At 67.9% G+C, this 17,199-nt stretch carries 20 protein-coding genes; 9 read left to right on the top strand and 11 right to left on the bottom strand.

The genetic code is table 11. The features are described 5' to 3' along the window. Positions 1-27: 27 nt before the first annotated feature. The 5 genes from NKI68_RS17805 to NKI68_RS17785 form a co-directional block, all read right to left on the bottom strand. Positions 28-1,293, bottom strand: coding sequence for an iron-containing alcohol dehydrogenase family protein (locus NKI68_RS17805; RefSeq protein WP_254544467.1), 1,266 nt, complete (start codon positions 1,291-1,293; stop codon positions 28-30). Between the two features lie 39 nt (positions 1,294-1,332). Further along, complete coding sequence (locus NKI68_RS17800; protein ID WP_254544466.1) at positions 1,333-2,601, bottom strand: alkaline phosphatase family protein; 1,269 nt, start codon at positions 2,599-2,601, stop codon at positions 1,333-1,335. A 107-nt stretch (positions 2,602-2,708) separates the two neighbouring features. Then, the gene (gene aroA / locus NKI68_RS17795) at positions 2,709-4,052 is read right to left on the bottom strand and encodes a 3-phosphoshikimate 1-carboxyvinyltransferase (protein ID WP_254544465.1); all 1,344 of its coding nucleotides are present in this window, start codon (positions 4,050-4,052) and stop codon (positions 2,709-2,711) included. A gap of 101 nt (positions 4,053-4,153) precedes the next feature. Beyond that, the gene (locus NKI68_RS17790; RefSeq protein WP_254544464.1) at positions 4,154-6,373 is read right to left on the bottom strand and encodes a S9 family peptidase; all 2,220 of its coding nucleotides are present in this window, start codon (positions 6,371-6,373) and stop codon (positions 4,154-4,156) included. An 86-nt stretch (positions 6,374-6,459) separates the two neighbouring features. Then, on the bottom strand, positions 6,460-7,194 hold the full coding sequence (locus tag NKI68_RS17785; protein WP_254544463.1) for a sugar phosphate isomerase/epimerase family protein: 735 nt from the start codon (positions 7,192-7,194) through the stop codon (positions 6,460-6,462). Positions 7,195-7,366: 172 nt separating this feature from the next. Between NKI68_RS17785 and udk the strand changes: the two genes are divergently transcribed. Beyond that, the gene (gene udk, locus NKI68_RS17780) at positions 7,367-8,008 is read left to right on the top strand and encodes a uridine kinase (RefSeq protein WP_254544462.1); all 642 of its coding nucleotides are present in this window, start codon (positions 7,367-7,369) and stop codon (positions 8,006-8,008) included. Between the two features lie 162 nt (positions 8,009-8,170). Here udk and NKI68_RS17775 read toward each other — a convergent pair whose 3' ends face one another. Both NKI68_RS17775 and NKI68_RS17770 read right to left on the bottom strand, forming a co-directional pair. Continuing rightward, positions 8,171-9,541 (bottom strand): serine hydrolase domain-containing protein, encoded by a 1,371-nt coding sequence (locus tag NKI68_RS17775; protein WP_254544461.1) that lies wholly within the window; start codon positions 9,539-9,541, stop codon positions 8,171-8,173. 136 nt (positions 9,542-9,677) lie between these two features. Continuing rightward, entirely contained in the window at positions 9,678-9,905 is a 228-nt protein-coding gene (locus NKI68_RS17770; RefSeq protein WP_254544460.1) for a DUF8066 domain-containing protein, read from the bottom strand. Positions 9,906-10,397: 492 nt separating this feature from the next. Here NKI68_RS17770 and NKI68_RS17765 point away from each other — a divergent pair, with 492 nt between their 5' ends. The 3 genes from NKI68_RS17765 (at position 10,398) to NKI68_RS17755 (ending at position 11,727) form a co-directional block, all read left to right on the top strand. Beyond that, a complete protein-coding gene (locus NKI68_RS17765) occupies positions 10,398-11,189 on the top strand; it encodes an HAD-IIA family hydrolase (RefSeq protein WP_254544459.1) in 792 nt (263 codons plus the stop codon). A 36-nt stretch (positions 11,190-11,225) separates the two neighbouring features. Then, positions 11,226-11,387, top strand: a complete 162-nt coding sequence (locus tag NKI68_RS17760; protein ID WP_254544458.1) for a hypothetical protein — start codon at positions 11,226-11,228, stop codon at positions 11,385-11,387. Positions 11,388-11,475: 88 nt separating this feature from the next. Further along, positions 11,476-11,727 carry an MTH865 family protein gene (locus NKI68_RS17755; RefSeq protein ID WP_254544457.1) on the top strand — a complete coding sequence of 84 codons (252 nt, stop codon included), beginning with the start codon at positions 11,476-11,478 and terminating at the stop codon, positions 11,725-11,727. A gap of 40 nt (positions 11,728-11,767) precedes the next feature. On the opposite strand, the gene NKI68_RS17750 is transcribed toward NKI68_RS17755, so the two are convergent. Next, the gene (locus NKI68_RS17750) at positions 11,768-12,247 is read right to left on the bottom strand and encodes a metal-dependent hydrolase (protein WP_254544456.1); all 480 of its coding nucleotides are present in this window, start codon (positions 12,245-12,247) and stop codon (positions 11,768-11,770) included. 66 nt (positions 12,248-12,313) lie between these two features. Here NKI68_RS17750 and NKI68_RS23620 point away from each other — a divergent pair, with 66 nt between their 5' ends. The 4 genes from NKI68_RS23620 to NKI68_RS17735 all read left to right on the top strand — a co-directional run bounded on the left by NKI68_RS23620 (position 12,314) and on the right by NKI68_RS17735 (position 14,808). After that, a complete protein-coding gene (locus NKI68_RS23620; protein ID WP_256562649.1) occupies positions 12,314-12,442 on the top strand; it encodes a hypothetical protein in 129 nt (42 codons plus the stop codon). Positions 12,443-12,466: 24 nt separating this feature from the next. Further along, positions 12,467-13,045 carry a peroxidase-related enzyme gene (locus NKI68_RS17745; RefSeq protein ID WP_368410887.1) on the top strand — a complete coding sequence of 193 codons (579 nt, stop codon included), beginning with the start codon at positions 12,467-12,469 and terminating at the stop codon, positions 13,043-13,045. Between the two features lie 99 nt (positions 13,046-13,144). Then, positions 13,145-13,735, top strand: a complete 591-nt coding sequence (locus NKI68_RS17740) for an AsnC family transcriptional regulator (protein ID WP_254544455.1) — start codon at positions 13,145-13,147, stop codon at positions 13,733-13,735. 584 nt (positions 13,736-14,319) lie between these two features. Then, positions 14,320-14,808 carry a hypothetical protein gene (locus tag NKI68_RS17735; RefSeq protein WP_254544454.1) on the top strand — a complete coding sequence of 163 codons (489 nt, stop codon included), beginning with the start codon at positions 14,320-14,322 and terminating at the stop codon, positions 14,806-14,808. Positions 14,809-14,955: 147 nt separating this feature from the next. Here NKI68_RS17735 and NKI68_RS17730 read toward each other — a convergent pair whose 3' ends face one another. After that, the gene (locus NKI68_RS17730) at positions 14,956-15,093 is read right to left on the bottom strand and encodes a hypothetical protein (protein ID WP_254544453.1); all 138 of its coding nucleotides are present in this window, start codon (positions 15,091-15,093) and stop codon (positions 14,956-14,958) included. A gap of 567 nt (positions 15,094-15,660) precedes the next feature. Between NKI68_RS17730 and NKI68_RS17725 the strand changes: the two genes are divergently transcribed. Continuing rightward, positions 15,661-16,023 (top strand): hypothetical protein, encoded by a 363-nt coding sequence (locus tag NKI68_RS17725; RefSeq protein WP_254544452.1) that lies wholly within the window; start codon positions 15,661-15,663, stop codon positions 16,021-16,023. 165 nt (positions 16,024-16,188) lie between these two features. Here NKI68_RS17725 and NKI68_RS17720 read toward each other — a convergent pair whose 3' ends face one another. Together NKI68_RS17720 and queC are read right to left on the bottom strand one after the other, a co-directional pair. After that, positions 16,189-16,362, bottom strand: coding sequence for a hypothetical protein (locus NKI68_RS17720; protein ID WP_254544451.1), 174 nt, complete (start codon positions 16,360-16,362; stop codon positions 16,189-16,191). 85 nt (positions 16,363-16,447) lie between these two features. Further along, a complete protein-coding gene (gene queC / locus NKI68_RS17715; RefSeq protein WP_254544450.1) occupies positions 16,448-17,167 on the bottom strand; it encodes a 7-cyano-7-deazaguanine synthase QueC in 720 nt (239 codons plus the stop codon). Positions 17,168-17,199: the final 32 nt, after the last annotated feature.

Below are 17,199 nucleotides of genomic sequence, written 5' to 3'. Positions count from 1 at the left end.
CGGTTTCGGCTAAAGGGTTTGTCAACGTCACCAGGCCGCCTCGAGCGTCGCCGTCACGTCGTCGACCGACGGATCGTAGCCCGGCGGCCCGTTCGGCAGCAGCGGATCGTCGTGGGTCAGCCGGGCGATCGCGGGCAGGTCCTCGCGCTCGACCCCGTCGAGGTCGCGCAGTCGATTCGGGAGGTCGAGGCCGTCGCGCACGCGCTCGACCGCGGCGACGATCCCCTCGGCGCGCTCCGCGCCCGTCCCGTCGTCCGCGTCGAACGCCGCCGCGAGCAGGTCGCGCCGGCCGTCGACCGCCTCGAAGAGGTCGCGCAGGACGTGCGGAACCATCACCGCGTGGGCGACGCCCTGCTGGACGCCCGCCCGGCGGCGAAGGCCGTGGCCGTAGGCGTGAACGATCGAGAGCTTCGACGCCCCCGGCACGGAGACGCCGTACTGACAGCAGACGACGCCGGCGACCGCGGCCTCCATCACCGCCGGATCGTCCGCCGCCTCGTCGAGTCGGGGGAGCGCGTCGGCGAGCAGCGAGAGGCCACGAATCGCGGTGCCGTCGGTGATCGGCGTCGCGTTCCGGGAGTAGATCGCCTCGATCCCCTTGTCGAAGCCGTTCATCGCGGATCCCGCGAGCACCCCGCGCGGGGTCGTCTCGAACAGATCAGGATCGTAGAACAGCGCATCCGGCATGAGCGCACGTCCGGAGATGCCGGTGCCGGCGCGCGCTTTCCCTCCCGCCTCGTCTGCCCCGTCCGCTTTGCTCGCTTCGCCCGCTTCGCCCGACGCCTCGCCACCCGACGGGACGCTCATCCCCGCGACCGGCGAGAGGTCGGCCCCCGCGAGCGTCGTCGGGACGACGGCACACGGCGGCATGGCGTCGCGTTCCGGGACGCGGAGGTAGCCGACCTCCTCGATCTCGTCGAGCGCCGCCCCGAGCGTCAGGTCCCGGCCGGCGAGCGCGCGGATCGCGGTCGCCACGTCGAGGCTACTCCCGCCCCCGAGCGCGACGAGCGCGTCCGCGTCGCGCTCGCGCATCGCCTCGACGCCCTCGACCGCCGTCTCGATCCGCTTCTCGGGGGTCGTCTCGGCGAACACGCCCGCGAGGCGGTCGCCGAGGCCGTCGCGGACGGGACCGACGACCGACTCCGTGGTGCCGACGGTCCGCCCCGCGACGACGAGCGCGCGGTCCGCGCCGAGGCGGCCGAGCGCGTCGTCGAGGTCGGCGACGCACCCCCGACCGAAGTGGATCGCTCCCGGTTCGTAGTCGAAGACGAACGGCGTGATATCTGCTGTCATGCACCGTCCATTCCCCCGGCGGGCGAAAAGCCTTCGCCTCTACCGGAGAGCGGACAGGCGGACGGCCCCGAACGGGACGAGCATCTCGTCGGGGTGCAGGCCGCCGTGCTCGCCGACGAACCGCAGACTTCGCCCGGGGTACCAGACGCTCAGGTCGCGGTGGAGCGCGAGGAGGTCGGGCTCGCGCCGCGCGAAGCGCGCCGAGGGGGCGCGGTCGCCGAACAGGTCGCGCTCCCGGAACGCCTCGCGGTCGAACACCCGCGCGTCGAGGCTCGACAGCTCCTCCCGGATCGCGCCCGCGTGGCCGTCCGCGCCCCCCTCGCGGACGTGCAGTTGCACGTTTCGCGGCCCGCCGACGGCCTGCAGGGGCGTCCCGTCGGGGCGTCGCTGGAGGTGTGGTGCGAGGTCGAACGCCCCGAGGTCGACGTTCCGCTCGGGGTCGGTGTCGACGTGGCCGTGGTCCGCGGTCACGAGGAGGAGCGTCTCGGCCGCCGCCTCGGGGGAGAGCCGGTCGAGTTCGCGCTCGACCGCCGTCGAGAGGTCGGAGAGCGTCGCCCGGTAGGCGTCCGATCGGGTCCCCGCCTCGTGGGCGGCCGCATCCACGTCGGGGACGTAGGCGAGGACGTACGTCGGACCGTCGGCCGCCTCGAGCGCCTCCCGGATCCGCCGGGCCATCTCGTCGAACCCGTCGTAGGGGACGTTCGTCGCGCCGCGGGTCGCCCGCCCCGAGTAGGCCGACCCGACGAGGTCGGCGGGCTGGACGACCCGGGAGTCGATCCCCGCCGCCCCGGCCCGCTCGTAGACCGTCGGGCCCTCGAACAGGAGCGAGGCGGCGGCGTCCGGGTGCGCCTCGGTCGCGGGCGTCCCGTCTAGCGTCGTGAAGGGGAGCGTCCGGAGCACCGCGTCGAGTTCCTCGACGTAGCCGAACCAGCCGAGCAGGCCGTGCTCGACCGGCTGGCGGCCGGTGTGCATCGTCGTCATGGCCGCGGCCGTCTCGGAGGGGAAGATCGAGGTCAGCGGCGTCACCGTCCCCCGCTCGGTCACCCGCGCGAGGAGGTCGTGGCGCTCGTGCTCGCGCAGCCACTGGCGGTACCCGAAGCCGTCGACGAGCAGGACGACGACGCGGCTCGCGTCCGTCTCGACGCCCGCGAAGACGTCGTCGGGAAGCGGCCGGCGCGCGTCGCGGGCGAGGACCGACAGGACGGTGTCGGGGACGTTGGCGAAGCAGTGGTCCCCGTAGGCGGGGAGGAGCCACCCGTCGTCTTCGTGCGCGGCGCGGAGGTCGGCGGCGACGTCCCGTCGAAGCATCACCCCGACGCTCGCGCCCCACGGGCAAAGCGTGGCGGGGTCGCGTGCGGGTCGGTGGCACGGGTCGCGCCGCGTCTCGCCGTTACGCCACTACGCCGTCACGCGCCTCACGCGGACTCGACCGCCGCGCCGAGACCGCGGAGGGCGTCGAAGAAGCCGGGGAAGGAGACGTCGACGTGCTCTGCGCCCTCCACGGTCGTCTCGCCGTCGGCGACGAGTCCCGCAACGGAGAGCGCCATGACGATGCGGTGGTCGTGGTAGCCCGCGACGCGCGCGCCCCGCAGGTCGGAGTCGCCCCCGCGGACGACGAGTTCGTCCCGCTCCTCCGTGACCGCCGCGCCGAGTTTCCCCAGTTCGGTCGCCATCGCGGCCACGCGGTCGGTCTCCTTGTAGCGGACGTGCTCGCAGTTGACGATGCGCGTCTCGCCGGCGGCGGCCGCGCCGAGCGCCGCGATCGTCGGCAAGAGGTCCGGCGTGTCGCCGACATCGACCTCGACGCCGCGCAGGTCGGACCGCTCGACGGCGATCTCGCCGGCGTCGCGGTCCCACTCGATCGACGCGCCCATCCGCTCAAGTACGTCCACGATGGCCGCGTCACCCTGCGCGCTCGGGTGCGCCCCCTCGACGACCACCCGCGCGCCGTCCTCGGCGGCGAGCGCACCCGCCGCGAGCAGGTAGGAGGTCGAGGAGAAGTCGCCGGGGACGGCGTAGGCGTCCGCGCGGTAGGACTGCCCGCCTTCGACCGAGAAGCCGGCGTCGGTGCGCGCCGCCTCGACGCCGAACGCGGAGAGCACCTCGAGTGTAATCTCGACGTACGGCGCGGACTTGAGTTCCGTCTCCAGTTCCACGTCGATCCCCTCGCCGGTGACGGCCCCGGCCATCAGCAGCGCGGTGACGTACTGCGAGGAGACGTCGCCGGGAATGGAGACGCGCCCGCCCTCGACCGCCTCGCCGACGATCAGCGGGGCCTGCCCGTTCCGTCGGGTGCTCTCCCCGCGCCCGCCGAGTTGCTCGATCGCGTCGAGGAGCGGTCCCTGCGGGCGCGAGCGGAGCGAGTCGTCGCCCGTGAGGACGGTCAGCCCCTCCCCGAGCGCGCCCGTGGCGGTGACGAGGCGCATCGTCGTCCCGCTGTTCGCGCAGTCGATCACGTCGTCCGGGGTGTCGGGGCGGCCGTCGAACCCCTCGACCGCGAGCGCGGACGCGTCGTCGGGGACCGCTCTCTCGCCGGAACCCGTCCGACTCGAACCCGATCCCGCTGTGTCGGGCGCGACGCGACCGCCGTACGCCTCGACGGCGCGCATCGTCGCCCGCGTGTCGGCGCTCACGAGCGGGTGGTCGATCCGCGCGCCGTCGGCGTACCCGGCGGCGAGTATCGCGCGGTGGGTGTAGCTCTTCGACGGCGGTGCGCGCGCCCGACCCGAGACGCGAGAGCGGGAGATGCGTACGTCCATGCGCCGGCCTCGCAGTGACGGCGTATGAGGGTTCCGACGGGGGCAGGTATTCCCGACGCTGGGACCGTCCCGCTCCGCGAGGGCGAGTCCGCCCGTCCCGCTCACTCCGCCCGGGCGGAGTCGTGCGACTCGAACCAGTCGAGCAGCGTCTCCAGCCGGTGGACGGCGCGCTTCGGCCGGGTGATGGCGTGGTGCTCGTCGGGGTAGACGACGAGCTTCGCCGGGACGCCGCGCTTCCTGACGCTCACGTAGAGCTGTTCGGCCTGCGTCGGCGGGCACCGCCAGTCGTTCTCGCCCGCCGTGACGAGAAGCGGCGTCTCGATCTCGGCCACGTCCGGGAGCGAGGAGGCCGCCCGGTAGGCCTCCGGCTCCTCCCACGGGAGGCCGAAGTCCGCCTCCAGCCAGTTCTGGCAGTCGTCCGTCCCGAACGAGGAGGAGAGGTCGTAGATCCCGTGCTCGGCGGCCGCCGCGGCGAAGCGGTCCGTCCGGGTGAGGAGGTAGGCGGTGTTGACGCCGCCCTGCGAGAAGCCCGTGACGAACAGCCGGTCGGGGTCGGCCCACCCCTCCTCGACCATCCAGTCGGTACCCGCGAGCAGGTCGTCGACCTCGACCGTGTTCCAGCGACCCCTGAGCGCCTCCGCGAACGCCCGGCCGTAGGAGGTGCTCCCGCGGTAGTTCACCCGGAAGACGACGTAGCCGCGGCTCGTCCAGAGGGCGGCGTCGAAGTCCCACCCCGGCTGGTCGTAGCTCATCGGCCCCCCGTGGACGTCGAGCAGGAGCGGGCGCGGGTCGGGATCGTCGGGATCGAACCCCTTGGGGAGGACGGCGATCCCCTCGACCGTCCGGTCGTCGCTCTCGAACTCGACCCGCTCGACCCGGAGCCCGTGCTCCTCGACGAACGCGGCGTCGAGCGCCGTGACGCGCGTCAGCGGATCCGGGTCGTCGGTCGTCGCGTCGAGCGCGTCCGTCGGCATCGCGTGGACGTCCGTCCCGGCACCGGGCCGCGAGAGGACGAGCGCTACGGTGCCACCCGCGGCGTCGAGGTCGAGAATCGACTCGTCGCGCGACTGCCGCTCGAAGACGCGCCCCGCGGTTCCGTCGACGCGCGCCCGCGCGAGCCGCGTCCACCCGCCGTCCGCGAGGGGGACGACGAGCGAATCGTCGTCGAGCCACGCCGGTTCCCCCCAGCCGATGGTCCGGTCGAGGTCGTCGGTCAGCGCCCGCGACTCGCCCGTCTCGGGGTCGGCGACGCACAGTCGAACGGGGCGGTACCAGTTCTCGGGGTCGCGGGCCGTGAAGGAGAGGCGCGAGCCGTCGGGGCTCCACCGGAGCGCCCCCGCCGCGATACCACGGTCGCTCCCTTCGGTCGCTCTCTGATCACCCTCACCATCGCTCGCGTGACCACGGTCGCTCCCTGCGGTCGCTCCCTGATCACTCTCGCTGTCGTTCGCGATACCGCCCTCAGTGAGTCGCTCGCGGTTCTCCCCGTCGGGGTCGATCAGGTAGACGTCGCGCTCCGCGGTGTCGTCGGGACGCTCGCCCTCGTAGCCGAGGAAGGCGATGCGGTCGGTCGGCCCCCAGCGCGGCTGGCGGCCCGCCTGCTCCTCGCCGAGGCCCGGTTCGAACCCCGTCGCGTCGAGGCGCGTCTCCTCGCGCGTCTCGAGGTCGACGACGAAGAGGTACGTCCGCACGGCGTCGAGCCACCCCGCGCCGTCGTACTTGTGCTGGAGGCGCTCCACCTCGACCGGCCCGCCGTCGTCGAGCCGATCCAGGTACTCGCGCTCCTCGTCGGTCGGATCGCGTGCCGCGACCACCAGCCGCCCGCCGTCGGGCGACCAGTCGAACTCGTCGACGCCCTCCTCGCGCTCGGTCACCTGGCGGGCGTCGCCGCCGCGCGCGAAGTCGAACACCCACACCTGGGTCCTCGGGTCGTCGTCCCCCGCGTCACTCGTCTCGTCCTCGGCTTCGCCCTCCCCGCCTTCCTCACCAGTCTCGTCCCCCTCGCTACTCTCGCCGCTCTCGCCGTCCGCATCGTCCCCGGACATCCCCACGCGGAGAGACGCGTCGCGCTCGCGCGCGGCGAGGAAGGCCAGTTTCGTCCCGTCGGGCGACCAGCGCGGGTCGCTCGCATCGTCGACGCGGGTGAGGCGGTACGGCTCGTCGCTCCCGTCCGTCGGCGCGACGAACAGCGAGTGGACGCGCTCGTCCGCGTCCGGATCGCACTCCCTCGCCACGAACGCGACCCGGTCACCGTCCGGCGACACGGCGAGTTCGGTGATCGAGGACAGGTCGAGGAGGGCCGTCGGGTCGAGCGGGGTCATCGGTTCGCCGTGCGCCGACTGTCGTCATACGACTGTCGATCGCGTGCCGGGCGCTATCGTGGCGCTCGGGGACGGCGTCAGCCCGCCTACGCGAGCAGTCGGTCGAGTTCCTCGCTCCCGTGGCGCATCGATTCGAGGGGGTCGTCCGGCTCGTCGTGCTCGTAGACGAACCACTCGCAGCCCGCGTCGAGGGCCGCCTCGACGCACGCCGGGAGATCCACCACGCCCGCGCCGAGTTCCGCGCTCGCGCCCGCCCCGTCCACGTCGGCGGCGTGCACCAGGGGAACGTGGGGGCCGAAGCGCCGGAGGATCGCCGCCGGGTCGTAACCGCCGGCCGCCGCCCACCCGAGGTCGAGTTCGTAGCCGACGCCGACCGTCGCGGGGACGAGCAGCCCGTAGGCGCTCGTCGCGCCCACGTCGGCGAACTCCTGGGTGTGGTTGTGATAGAGGAGGTCCAGCCCGTGCTCGGCGAGCGCGGCCGACGCCTCGGAGAGCCGGACCGCCGCCCGGTAGGTCGCGGGCTGGGTGGCGAAGTGCTCGGGGTCGAGCCAGGGGACGACGACCCGATCGCAGCCGAACGTCCCGAGCGTATCGGCGAGCGATCCGGGATCGGACTCGACGAGGTCGATCCCGACGTGCGAACCGACGACGTCGAGCCCGGTTCGATCGAGGGCCTCGCGCACCGCGTCCCGCTCGTCGTCGGGGACCGGCTCGGCGAACTCGACGCCGTCGTACCCGGCGTCGGCGATCTCGCGGAGGAGGTCCGCGAGGGGGGCGTCGGCGTCGCGGAGCGTGTAGAGCTGGATGGCAGTCCTCGCCATGTCCGTGGTCGGTGCGCGCCGGCGTATAAAAACCGTCGACCCCGTCGCATCACCGTGTCGTCGCGTCGCCCGACGCCCGACGCCCCGTCGCATCGTCGTCCCGTCACTTCGTCGCATCGTCGGCCGTCGGATTTCCGTAGATTCAAGCGTCACCGTTCGGAGGTAGGGGTAGATGACGCGACCCTCGTTCGTGATCGCGATCGCCGGGGGGACGGGCGCGGGCAAGACCGCTGTGGCGCGGGAGGTCAAGGCGGCGGTCGGGGAGCCGGTCACGCGGCTCCCGCTCGACAACTACTACCGCGACCTCTCGCACCTGCCGTTCGAGGAGCGGCGGTCGGTGAACTACGACCATCCTTCGGCGTTCGAGTGGGACCTGCTCGCGGACCACCTCGACGCCCTCCTGTGCGGGCGGGCCGTCGAGATGCCGCAGTACGACTTCTCGGTCCACAACCGCCGCGAGGAGACCGTCACCGTCGAGCCGAGCGAGATCGTCGTCGTCGAGGGGATCCTCGCGCTCTACGAGGAGCGCGTGCGCGACCTCGTCGACCTCCCCGTCTACGTCCAGACGGACGCGGACGTGCGCATCCTCCGGCGCATCCAGCGCGACGTGATCGAGCGCGGTCGCGATCTGGAGGGCGTGATGGATCAGTACCTCAGTACGGTGAAGCCCATGCACGAGCAGTTCGTCGAGCCGACGAAGCGACACGCCGACGTCATCATCCCGGAGGGGCTGAACCGCTCTGCGGTCGACCTGCTCATCGAGAAGATCCACGCCGAGTTACGGGCGTCGGACGAGCCGACACTCGAGGCGTAGGCGTCGGTCACGTCCACCATTCCTCACCCTATCAACTCTGTAGGACCATTGGAAACCGAGAAGAGTACCGTGTGTACTGCCGAGTGATTCAGAGCGAGTGACAGTTTCGCCAGATAGTAGTAAAACCCGAGCAATTCTCGTGTAATTATTTTCAGGGAAATATCACTGTTTCGACAAGACAGTAGTCCATTTCCCCATCGACAGTACCATCTTCGAATTCGGTTCGTTCTCCCGAAATTCGACGATCCATCGTGCTCCGCTTCCCATCGTGGAGGAAAATACGTGCTTTCCCCGATCTTCATCCAAGTCGTTGGGCGAAGGCATGAACTCAACGCCTCTTTCGGGAAGTGTGACTTTGATCGTTCCGAGAGGCCCCTTCTCGACGGTGACCGTCATCGCACTGCGATACGCTTCGTAGGTACCGGTGAGGTTCCCAACTGTCTCGTAGACCGTGAGGAGAGGGACGACATCTCTGGGCTGTTCGCCGCTCGCAATCGCCAAGATCCCACGTCCGAGTATCGCTGCTGGCGGACCGTGGGTATTGAACGCCAGAGCAACAGCGAGCCCGCGTTTGCGAAGAATCCCCATATAAGCGCCAGAGAGCCCGATTCCGCCCTGGTGGGAGACGAGCGTGTCGTCCAAAAAGTCAGCGACCTCCCACCCGTACCCGTATCCCCGTCTAGTGCCGTCGGCGGTCGGCAAGAGCGGTGACTGGTATTTACACATCGCCTCGACGAGTTCTGGATCGAGTACCTGTACTCCATCGAGCGTGCCGTCATTCAGCACGCATCGGAGCAAGGCGGCGAGGTCAGTCGCGGAACTGATCAATCCACCAGCGGCACCAGCACCGCCCTCGAATACGTCTGCTACGAGTTCGCCGTCGTTCTCGACGTATCCGGTCATCGTGTCTTCACCCGTTCGGAGGACGTCGGGATCGAACGTCGATCGATTCATACCCAGCGGAGCTAGCACTTCCTCCTCGACGTACTCGGCGTAGGAGCGACCATCGACGGTTTCGACGAGTGTTCCGAGTATGAAGTATCCGCTGTTGTAGTACATGTATCGATCCTTGTCAGTCAATCGCTGATCGGCAGTGCCGTCGATGTATTCGAATAACCCCATTTCCTGTGCGTCGTCGATACGGTCCCGCTGTGCGATGAAGTCCTGTGGCATGCCGGACGAGTGGGAGAGCAACTCGTGAACTGTAATCGGTGCTCCCGGGACCTCGTCCAGAACCGAGACGTATTCTCGAATCTCGTCGTCGAGATCGAGCCCGCCCCGTTGAACGAGTTGCAGAATAGCGATTGCAGTGACTGCTTTCGTGAGTGATGCGACAGCGTACAGGGTATCAGGCGTCGCGGGTGCCCCGGATTCGATATCCCTCGCGCCCCGCCCACTCGCATAGAGCACCGACTCTTGACCCAGAACAGCGACACTCACGCCAGGAACACTCTTGTTCTCTATCCACCTCTCTACGAAATCATCAATTTTGGATATAGTTTCTTCGGAGAGTGAATCCCAGTGTGAGACCATGAATGACTGTGTATCTATAGGTTGGTAATCATGACTTCGAATGCAATACTTGTTTACTTATGACCGTACTCAGAGCGTGAGCACTTCTCGACCGCCGGCACCGCCCCATCCCCTTGGGGGCGCGAGATTCAGACGGCTATCGCTCGCGGGCGTTCGCCAGGCGCTCGACGGCGACCACGAGCCGGCGGAACAGGGCGAGAAACCGGACCGTGAGGTAGAGCCAGATCGGCAGCGCGACGACGACGAACCACAGCAGGACCGCCCCCTCGATGAGGACGGCGTAGAAGAACGACAGGACGGCGAACGCGGCGAACGCGGGGAGCGCCCACGACGGGCGTCGATCGGAGAGGACGGACGGTGACACGACGACGATTCTTCGCTCTGACTAATAAGTCTGGTCGTCGGACGAGTTCCGTCCCGAGGACGGAACGGGTGGTGAGGAGACCGGGTACGGCTTCTCGCGGTGGCGTAAAGAACGACGCGGCTAGGATGGGCGTATCGGGGATCACGGAGCGCCCCGTCGACGGCTCGCCGCGCCCGCGAAACGCCGGATAGTCTCTCTTCCCACTCCGAGACGGTATCGCGCGCAGAGCTGTGTCTCATGTCGCCAAGGGAGGACCTTATACAGTTCGCAACACCGCGTTGTCTACTAGTCACATTGCTACAAGCGCTTAATCGGGTGGAGCCGAGACGACTACACGCAATGACCGACAACGAGACGCGGACCCCGGACGAGGAACGCTCCGAGCCCGAGACGACGAACGACGGACCCGACTTCCCGACGCCGGGCGGCCTCCGCGGCCTGTAGGCCGGTTCCGAGCGCCCTCTTTATCTCCCCTTCGCTCGAGACATCGGTATGGACTATCGCGGCGCGCTCGTCGACCTCGACGGGACGGTCTACCGGGGCGGCCACCTCGTCCCGGGCGCTCTCGACGGCCTCGCCACCCTCCGCGAGCGCGGCATCGACGTGCTGTTCGTGACGAACAACCCGACGCGCTCGCCCGCGTCGTACGCCTCGCGCCTCGACGACCTCGGCCTGGACGTATCGCCCGAGCGGGTCCTCTCGGCCGGGGCCGTGACGACGGACTACCTCGACAGGCACCACGCGGACGAGCGCGTCTTCCTGATCGGGAGCGACGGCCTCCGGGAGCAGTTCCGCGAGCGCGACCTCGCGCTCACCGACGAACCGGAGCGGGCCGACGTGGTCGTCACGTCCCACCACTACGGCTTCGACTACGACGACCTCGCGGCGGGGCTCTGGGCGCTCCGGTCCGCGGAGACGTTCATCGGTACGGACCCCGACCTCACCTACCCCGACGCCGACGGCCGCGACTTCCCCGGATCGGGGGCGATCACGCGCGCGGTCGGGGGCGTCGCCCGGCGGGAACCCGATCACGTCCTCGGGAAACCCTCCCGCGAGACGCTCGACCTCGCGCTCGACCGCCTCGGCCACCCCCCGGAGCGCTGTTTCGTGGTCGGCGACCGACCCGACACGGACGTCGCGCTCGGCCGACGCGGCGGGATGACCACCGCCCTCGTGCTCTCCGGGTCGACCCGGCGGGAACACCTCCCGACGCTCTCGCATCGCCCCGACCACGTGATCGACGACATATCTGAAGTGGAGACTGTGTTGATGGGCGATGTCTGACGTAGATTTATAACCTTCCGCGCCCCACGTCATGACATGGTTTGGCATAACACTCCATATCGGTACGACGACTTCGACGACGCGGACCTGGACGACGCGCCCGATCCGGACCCCGTCGACGTGAGCGACGAGACGGTCATCGTCGACGGGTCGACGATGACGTACCGCAGTTACCGGCGGCGCAGGGGGGTGGATTGAACGAGCGTCCGCTCCCGATAAACTCTAGACGGCCGACGGAGGGTTCCATACGATTTTTTGTGTTCGTCTACGAACGTCGAGGCGTCACATGGCAGACAAAGCCGAACTCCGCGAGCAGATGATCGACGCCTTCGGGGGCGCGGACTACCCGATCAACAGTCCGATGGATCTCGTCCCCGCCCTTCCGAACGGACCGTCCACGAAGTTCGAGTCCGGTGACTTCTCCATGACCGCCATGGAGCTGAACACGAAACTCGGCGGCGGGGACTTCCCCTACGAGAACGTCGACTCGTTCGTCGACGACGTCCTCGCGCGGCTCGAAGAACAGAACGAGATCTGAGCGGACGGACGGCCGAGGGGGAACGTCGGCCGTTCTCTCGTCACTGCGCGACGACCGCCAGCGCCGCCGCCGCGGCGAGTACGCCGAGCGCCAGCAACCCGTAGTTCGCGAGCGCGTGGTCCGCCCGAACGATCCCGAGCGTGTACCGGCGACCCGAGAGGGGCCACAGCCACGGGACGCCCATCGGCGTCAGCGTGTCCGCGGCGAGGTGCGCGCACACGCCGAAGAGCCCGACGAACGCGCCGACGAACCCGAGATCCGGCGTCGCGATCCCGAGCGCGTCGCCGAGCGCGGCCCCGCCCGCGCCGAGGAGGAGGCCGACGAGGAGCGCGAACGCGAGCGTGTGGGTCACCCCCCGGTGACCGACGAGCGGGAGGCGGAGGTCGACGTCGGGGAGGCTGGCGAGCGAGACGACGCCGACCCCGCAGGCGACGGCCAGCGCGGGATCGTCCGCCGCCAGCGCCGCCCCGACCGGCGCGTACGCGAGCAGCGAGAACCCCAGGTGCCCTGCCCTGTGCATGTCCCGGCTGTCGGTCGCGGGCGCATGAACGTACTGGTTCTTTGCACCGCCGCCCGTACCTCGGGTATGCTCTCGGCGCTCGGTCGATTGATCGACACGTTCGGCCCGTTTCTCGTCCCCGTCGCCGTCTTCGTCGCCGGGCTGATCGGCTACGGACTCCTCTTCCTGCTCACCCGGTACGCGCAACGACTTTGAGCGTCCGTTCCGTGTTCGCACGCCATGGAGCCGATGCGAAACTTCCCCGTCCCCGACCGCGAGGAGTTGCCCGAAGACCTCAGAGAGCGCATCGAGGAGGAGACCGAGCGCGCCGGGTTCACCCCGAACGTCTTCAGCGCGTTCGCGTACAAGCCGAGTCACTTCCGGGCCTTCTTCGCCTACCACGACGCGCTCGTGGAGGACACCGCCCTCGACCGCGACGAGATAGAGATGATCGTCGTGACGGTGAGCGGCGTCAACGACTGCCTCTACTGCGTCGTCGCCCACGGCGCGCTCGTGCGCATCTACGCGAAGGACCCGAAACTAGCCGATCAGCTCGCGACGAACCACCGCTCGGCCGACCTCTCGCCGCGCCACCGCGCCATGCTCGACTTCGCCGTGAAGCTCACCGAATCGCCGGGCGAGGTGGAGGAGGCCGACCTCGACCGCCTGCGCGAGCACGGCTTCTCCGACGAGGCGATCTGGGACGTCGGTAGCGTGACGGCCTACTACAACCTCTCGAACCGGCTCGCGACGATGGCCGACATGCGCCCGAACGAGGAGTTCTACGAACTCGGTCGGACGCTCTCCAGCGAGGAGTGAGTCGGGCGTCCGTCCCGGCCGACGGACGGCCCACGAGATATTCGTTTCCAAGCTCACGTCGCCGGAAATACTTTCAATCAAAGGCGCGTTCCGACGTCCATGTCGGATCTCGACGACACCGATCGGACGATACTTCGTCTGCTGGTCGAGGACGGGCGGCGACCGTACAGCGACATCGCCGAGGAGGTCGACCTCTCTCCCCCCGCCGTCTCCGACCGGATCCAGCGCCTCCGCGACCTCGGGATCATCAGGCGCATCACCGCCGATCTCGATCGCTCCCGACTCCGGGACGGCGTGGCCGTCCTCGTCGACCTCGAGGTGGCACAGAACGCCGTCGAGTCGACGCGCGCGTCCCTCTCCGCCTCGGAGTCCGTCGAGCACGTCTTCACCACCGCGGAGGGGCGACTCGTCTTCACCGTCCGCATCCCCGACGGCGACGCGCGGTCGTTCCTCGAGGACACCGTGTCGTTCGACGTCGTGGAGGACCTCGACGTGCGCCTGCTCACCGGGCAGTCGTGGTCGCCCGGCATCGGCGCGGCGGAGTTCGCCCCGTCGTGTGCGGAGTGCGGCAACACGGTCACCAGCGAGGGCGTCTCGGAGACCTTCGACGAGCAATCGTACCACTTCTGCTGTTCGTCCTGCGCCGAGCGATTCGAGACGCGCTACGAGACGCTCAGCGAGGGAGTCTAGCCCGTCGCCCCATCTCTGACGCCTGAATGATTGGATAAACGCTGTTACGTTCTTCAGTAATGAATTTTGGATCGTGCGATTAGTCGTTCCCGACTTCCTACGGACGAAGAACGACGCTCCGAGACGGACGCCTCGTAGTCAGCGCTTACACGCCGCGCCGACGTTTCAAATCCCTTTTAGTCCTATTCGTATCCTGGTGGACGGATACTGGGTCACTAGAGGCGGAATGAGGTACTTCAGAGAAGAACCCGGGGCCATAATATTGGTCGGTTGTCAGTACGTGCTTCGGGTTCCGATTTAATTCACTCCAACGCTCGGTTATCGGGGTCGACCGACCTGCAACCGACACGCAACCGTGGATCCGGCACAGTCACGCACGCTGATCGATCGTTCGGGAGTGTCCGGGAGAGATGGGAGTTCAATCAGATCACACCTCTCCGATGGTATTCCAGGACGCGAGCGTACCCCGCCAATGACAGTCAAATTATAGTATCCGTGAGGCGACGAATAACAAATACGGAACGCGGCGACGCCATCTACGTCGGTGTCTCGGAGACGTCGACGACAACAGAGACAAACTAACCATGTTCGGCAAAAACTCCCGGCGACTCGTCATTCTCGCCGTCGTCGTCATGTTCGCGTTCTCGAGCGCGGGCATGGCCGCGGCGCACGGTGGCGACTACGCGAAGGACCACAAGAAGGACCACAAGAAGGACTACAAGAAAGACCACAAGAAAGATAAGAAGAAGAAGGCCCCCAAGAAGGATCACAAGAAGAAGCCGCACAAGAAGCACGCGAAGAAGAAGCCCCCGAAGAAGCACGTCAAGAACAAGATCAAGCAACGCCAGAAGAACGTCCAGAAGCAGTTCGCCGCCCAGTTCGGCAAGCACAACAAGATCGATCAGCGCCAGGAGAACAAGCAGACGCAGGTCGCGCTCCAGGGCGGCCACGACAACAAGATCGATCAGCGCCAGAAGAACGTCCAGAAGCAGTTCGCGGTTCAGGGCGGTAGCGGCAACAACGTCCAGCAGTCGCAGTCGTCCAGCCAGACCCAGGTCGCGGTCCAGGGCTGACGGCTTCGCATCGTCCAGCGACGTAGATCTTTTTCCGACACTGCCGGCGGGCGGTACGGCCGTCGCTAGCGCTAGTCCCCAGTAAGCCGTGGAGGAGCGAGGGGATCAGAGGGTCGTTTCGACGTCACGGGGATCGAGTCGGTCGACTCACTCGTCGTACATCGGGGAGACGGCGTCGAGCGCCCGCTGGACATCGCTCACGTCCGAGAGCGCTCGGATCGCCCGGCGCATCTCGCCGAAGTCCGGCATCCGAGGGGAGGTGGCCGATCGTACTGTTCGCGTCATTAGCGGTAGTACGTCAGATTCACCCATGACTGTTTTGGCCTCAAAAAATGATGATCGACCGAGGCCGTGGGAGGTCTTCGACCGGCGTCCAGGGGAGAGGCGAGAGGCGGCGCGTCGTTGATAGTGTGCTGACATTAGTGCGAGTAACCGGGGGATCGACTCCCCGTTCAATCTCGGACGAATCCGGCGAACGCGTCCGGAGTCAGTCGGCTGTGACTGAGACGCCGCGACGAGAGTACGGTGGGCGTTCCTGTCGGATGTGGTGCAATCCCGGTGTCACGTAACGGTTTAATCGTACCCAACACCTGTGAGTCCCACATAAACAGTCCAGAACAGGCGTACAACGCCGACGTAGATAGGTAGCGATAGTGATACGTGATCCGTGGCGGTCTCGGTATCGGAATCGTTCACTCCGGTGTCACGCCGCTCGTCGTCCGCTGTACCGAGACCCTACGCTCGTCGTGGCTTTTTGTGCACCGGATAACATGTCGATGTGTATAACAAATACGGAACCGGGCAACCACCTTGACGTCGGCGTCAGCAGGGCGTCGGCAGAGAAGAATAACCATGTTCGGAAACAACTCTCGACGGCTCGTCATCCTCGCCGTAGTCGCCCTGATCGCGCTCGGCGGTGTGGGCGCCGTCTCGGCGAACGGCGACTACGAAAAGGACGGTGCGGAAGACAACGAGATCAACCAGTGGCAGAACAACGAGCAGTATCAGGCTGCACTCCAGTTCGGCGAGGACAACTACGCCGACCAGGATCAGGACAACTACCAGTTCCAGTACGCGGAGCAGGACGGCGAGGACAACGAGATCAACCAGTACCAGAACAGCGAGCAGTACCAGGCCGCGCTCCAGTTCGGTGAGGACAACGACGTCGAGCAGTCGCAGTCGTCCAGCCAGACCCAGGTCGCGGTCCAGGGCTGAAACTCGCGATCTAACCGTAGCCTGACGACGTTTTTTCGATCCCCTCGACGCAGCGTCGACGACCCCGACGAGCCGAGAGGCGTCGCCCCACGGACGACGTATCGACCGTCGGCGATTCTCTCGAACGCGGTCGCTCTACGTCGCGAAGACGAGAGGGAGGGCCCGTCACTCGGATTCGAAGAGATCGATCTCCTCGGGTTCCGCTTCGGGTTCGAGGTCCGGTTCGGGTTCCGCTTCGGGCGATTCGACGATGGCGACCTCGCGGTCGTACTCGCGCTCGATGAGCTGGAACTCCTTGTCCGCGCCCTTGCGCTCGCGACCGCGTTTGGTGTCTGCCATGGAGTGTCATACCACCCGTCCGGGTATGAACCTTTCCGCCCCCGGGACGCGTGCCGGGAGGGGGACCGCCCGGGCGGTGGGAGGGTTACTCCCGCTCGGGGCGCTCCGCGTACTCGATAGGGTCGCGCGCGCCGGCCGCGCGGAACGCCCCCAGGCGGAAGGCGCAGGAGTCGCAGGTGCCGCAGGCGGGGGCCTCCTCGCGGTAGCAGGACCAGGTGTGTTCGAAGGGGACGCCGAGTTCGAGGCCGCGCTCCGCGATGTCGGTCTTCGACCACTCGGCGAACGGGGCCTCGATTCGGATGCGCGTGTCGGGCCGCGTCCCGACGTCGACGACGCGCTGGAACGCCTCGAAGAACTCGGGCCGGCAGTCGGGGTACCCGGAGAAGTCCTCGGCGTGCGCGCCGACGAAGACCGCCTCGGCACCCCGCACCTCGGCGTAGGAGACGGCCATCGCGAGCAGGTTCGCGTTGCGGAAGGGGACGTAGGTGGCCGGGATCTCCTCGCTCTCCGGGTCGGCGTCCGCGACGCTCATCGACTCGTCGGTGAGCGACGACCCGCCGACGCGCACGAGGTGATCCGTCCGGACGTGCATGAAGTCCGCGGCGTCGGCTTCCTCGGCGAGTCTGCGGGCGCACTCGTACTCCTTCGTCTCGGTCCGCTGGCCGTAGGAGGTGTGCAGGAACAGGGGTTCGTAGCCGCGCGCCGTCGCCTCGTAGACGGCGGTCGCGCTGTCCATCCCCCCGGAGACCAGGACGACGGCGCGGGGTGGGGCGTCGGATTCGGCGCTGGATTCGCTGTCGCTCATGTCGCTCTCGCCCGTCCGTCGGGCGGTTCCGG

The sequence above is a fragment of the Halomarina pelagica genome (genome assembly GCF_024228315.1).
GTDB lineage: Archaea > Halobacteriota > Halobacteria > Halobacteriales > Haloarculaceae > Halomarina > Halomarina pelagica.
This window is presented reverse-complemented; position numbering and strand designations above follow the sequence as displayed.

Coding starts and splice junctions, on each gene's coding strand:
- NKI68_RS17805 (WP_254544467.1), bottom strand. CDS start 1,293: ATGACAGCAGATATCACGCCGTTCGTCTTCGACTACGAACCGGGAGCG.
- NKI68_RS17800 (WP_254544466.1), bottom strand. CDS start 2,601: ATGCTTCGACGGGACGTCGCCGCCGACCTCCGCGCCGCGCACGAAGAC.
- aroA (WP_254544465.1), bottom strand. CDS start 4,052: ATGGACGTACGCATCTCCCGCTCTCGCGTCTCGGGTCGGGCGCGCGCA.
- NKI68_RS17790 (WP_254544464.1), bottom strand. CDS start 6,373: ATGACCCCGCTCGACCCGACGGCCCTCCTCGACCTGTCCTCGATCACC.
- NKI68_RS17785 (WP_254544463.1), bottom strand. CDS start 7,194: ATGGCGAGGACTGCCATCCAGCTCTACACGCTCCGCGACGCCGACGCC.
- udk (WP_254544462.1), top strand. CDS start 7,367: ATGACGCGACCCTCGTTCGTGATCGCGATCGCCGGGGGGACGGGCGCG.
- NKI68_RS17775 (WP_254544461.1), bottom strand. CDS start 9,541: ATGGTCTCACACTGGGATTCACTCTCCGAAGAAACTATATCCAAAATT.
- NKI68_RS17765 (WP_254544459.1), top strand. CDS start 10,398: ATGGACTATCGCGGCGCGCTCGTCGACCTCGACGGGACGGTCTACCGG.
- NKI68_RS17760 (WP_254544458.1), top strand. CDS start 11,226: ATGGTTTGGCATAACACTCCATATCGGTACGACGACTTCGACGACGCG.
- NKI68_RS17755 (WP_254544457.1), top strand. CDS start 11,476: ATGGCAGACAAAGCCGAACTCCGCGAGCAGATGATCGACGCCTTCGGG.
- NKI68_RS17750 (WP_254544456.1), bottom strand. CDS start 12,247: ATGCACAGGGCAGGGCACCTGGGGTTCTCGCTGCTCGCGTACGCGCCG.
- NKI68_RS23620 (WP_256562649.1), top strand. CDS start 12,314: ATGCTCTCGGCGCTCGGTCGATTGATCGACACGTTCGGCCCGTTTCTC.
- NKI68_RS17745 (WP_368410887.1), top strand. CDS start 12,467: ATGGAGCCGATGCGAAACTTCCCCGTCCCCGACCGCGAGGAGTTGCCC.
- NKI68_RS17740 (WP_254544455.1), top strand. CDS start 13,145: ATGTCGGATCTCGACGACACCGATCGGACGATACTTCGTCTGCTGGTC.
- NKI68_RS17735 (WP_254544454.1), top strand. CDS start 14,320: ATGTTCGGCAAAAACTCCCGGCGACTCGTCATTCTCGCCGTCGTCGTC.
- NKI68_RS17730 (WP_254544453.1), bottom strand. CDS start 15,093: ATGACGCGAACAGTACGATCGGCCACCTCCCCTCGGATGCCGGACTTC.
- NKI68_RS17725 (WP_254544452.1), top strand. CDS start 15,661: ATGTTCGGAAACAACTCTCGACGGCTCGTCATCCTCGCCGTAGTCGCC.
- NKI68_RS17720 (WP_254544451.1), bottom strand. CDS start 16,362: ATGGCAGACACCAAACGCGGTCGCGAGCGCAAGGGCGCGGACAAGGAG.
- queC (WP_254544450.1), bottom strand. CDS start 17,167: ATGAGCGACAGCGAATCCAGCGCCGAATCCGACGCCCCACCCCGCGCC.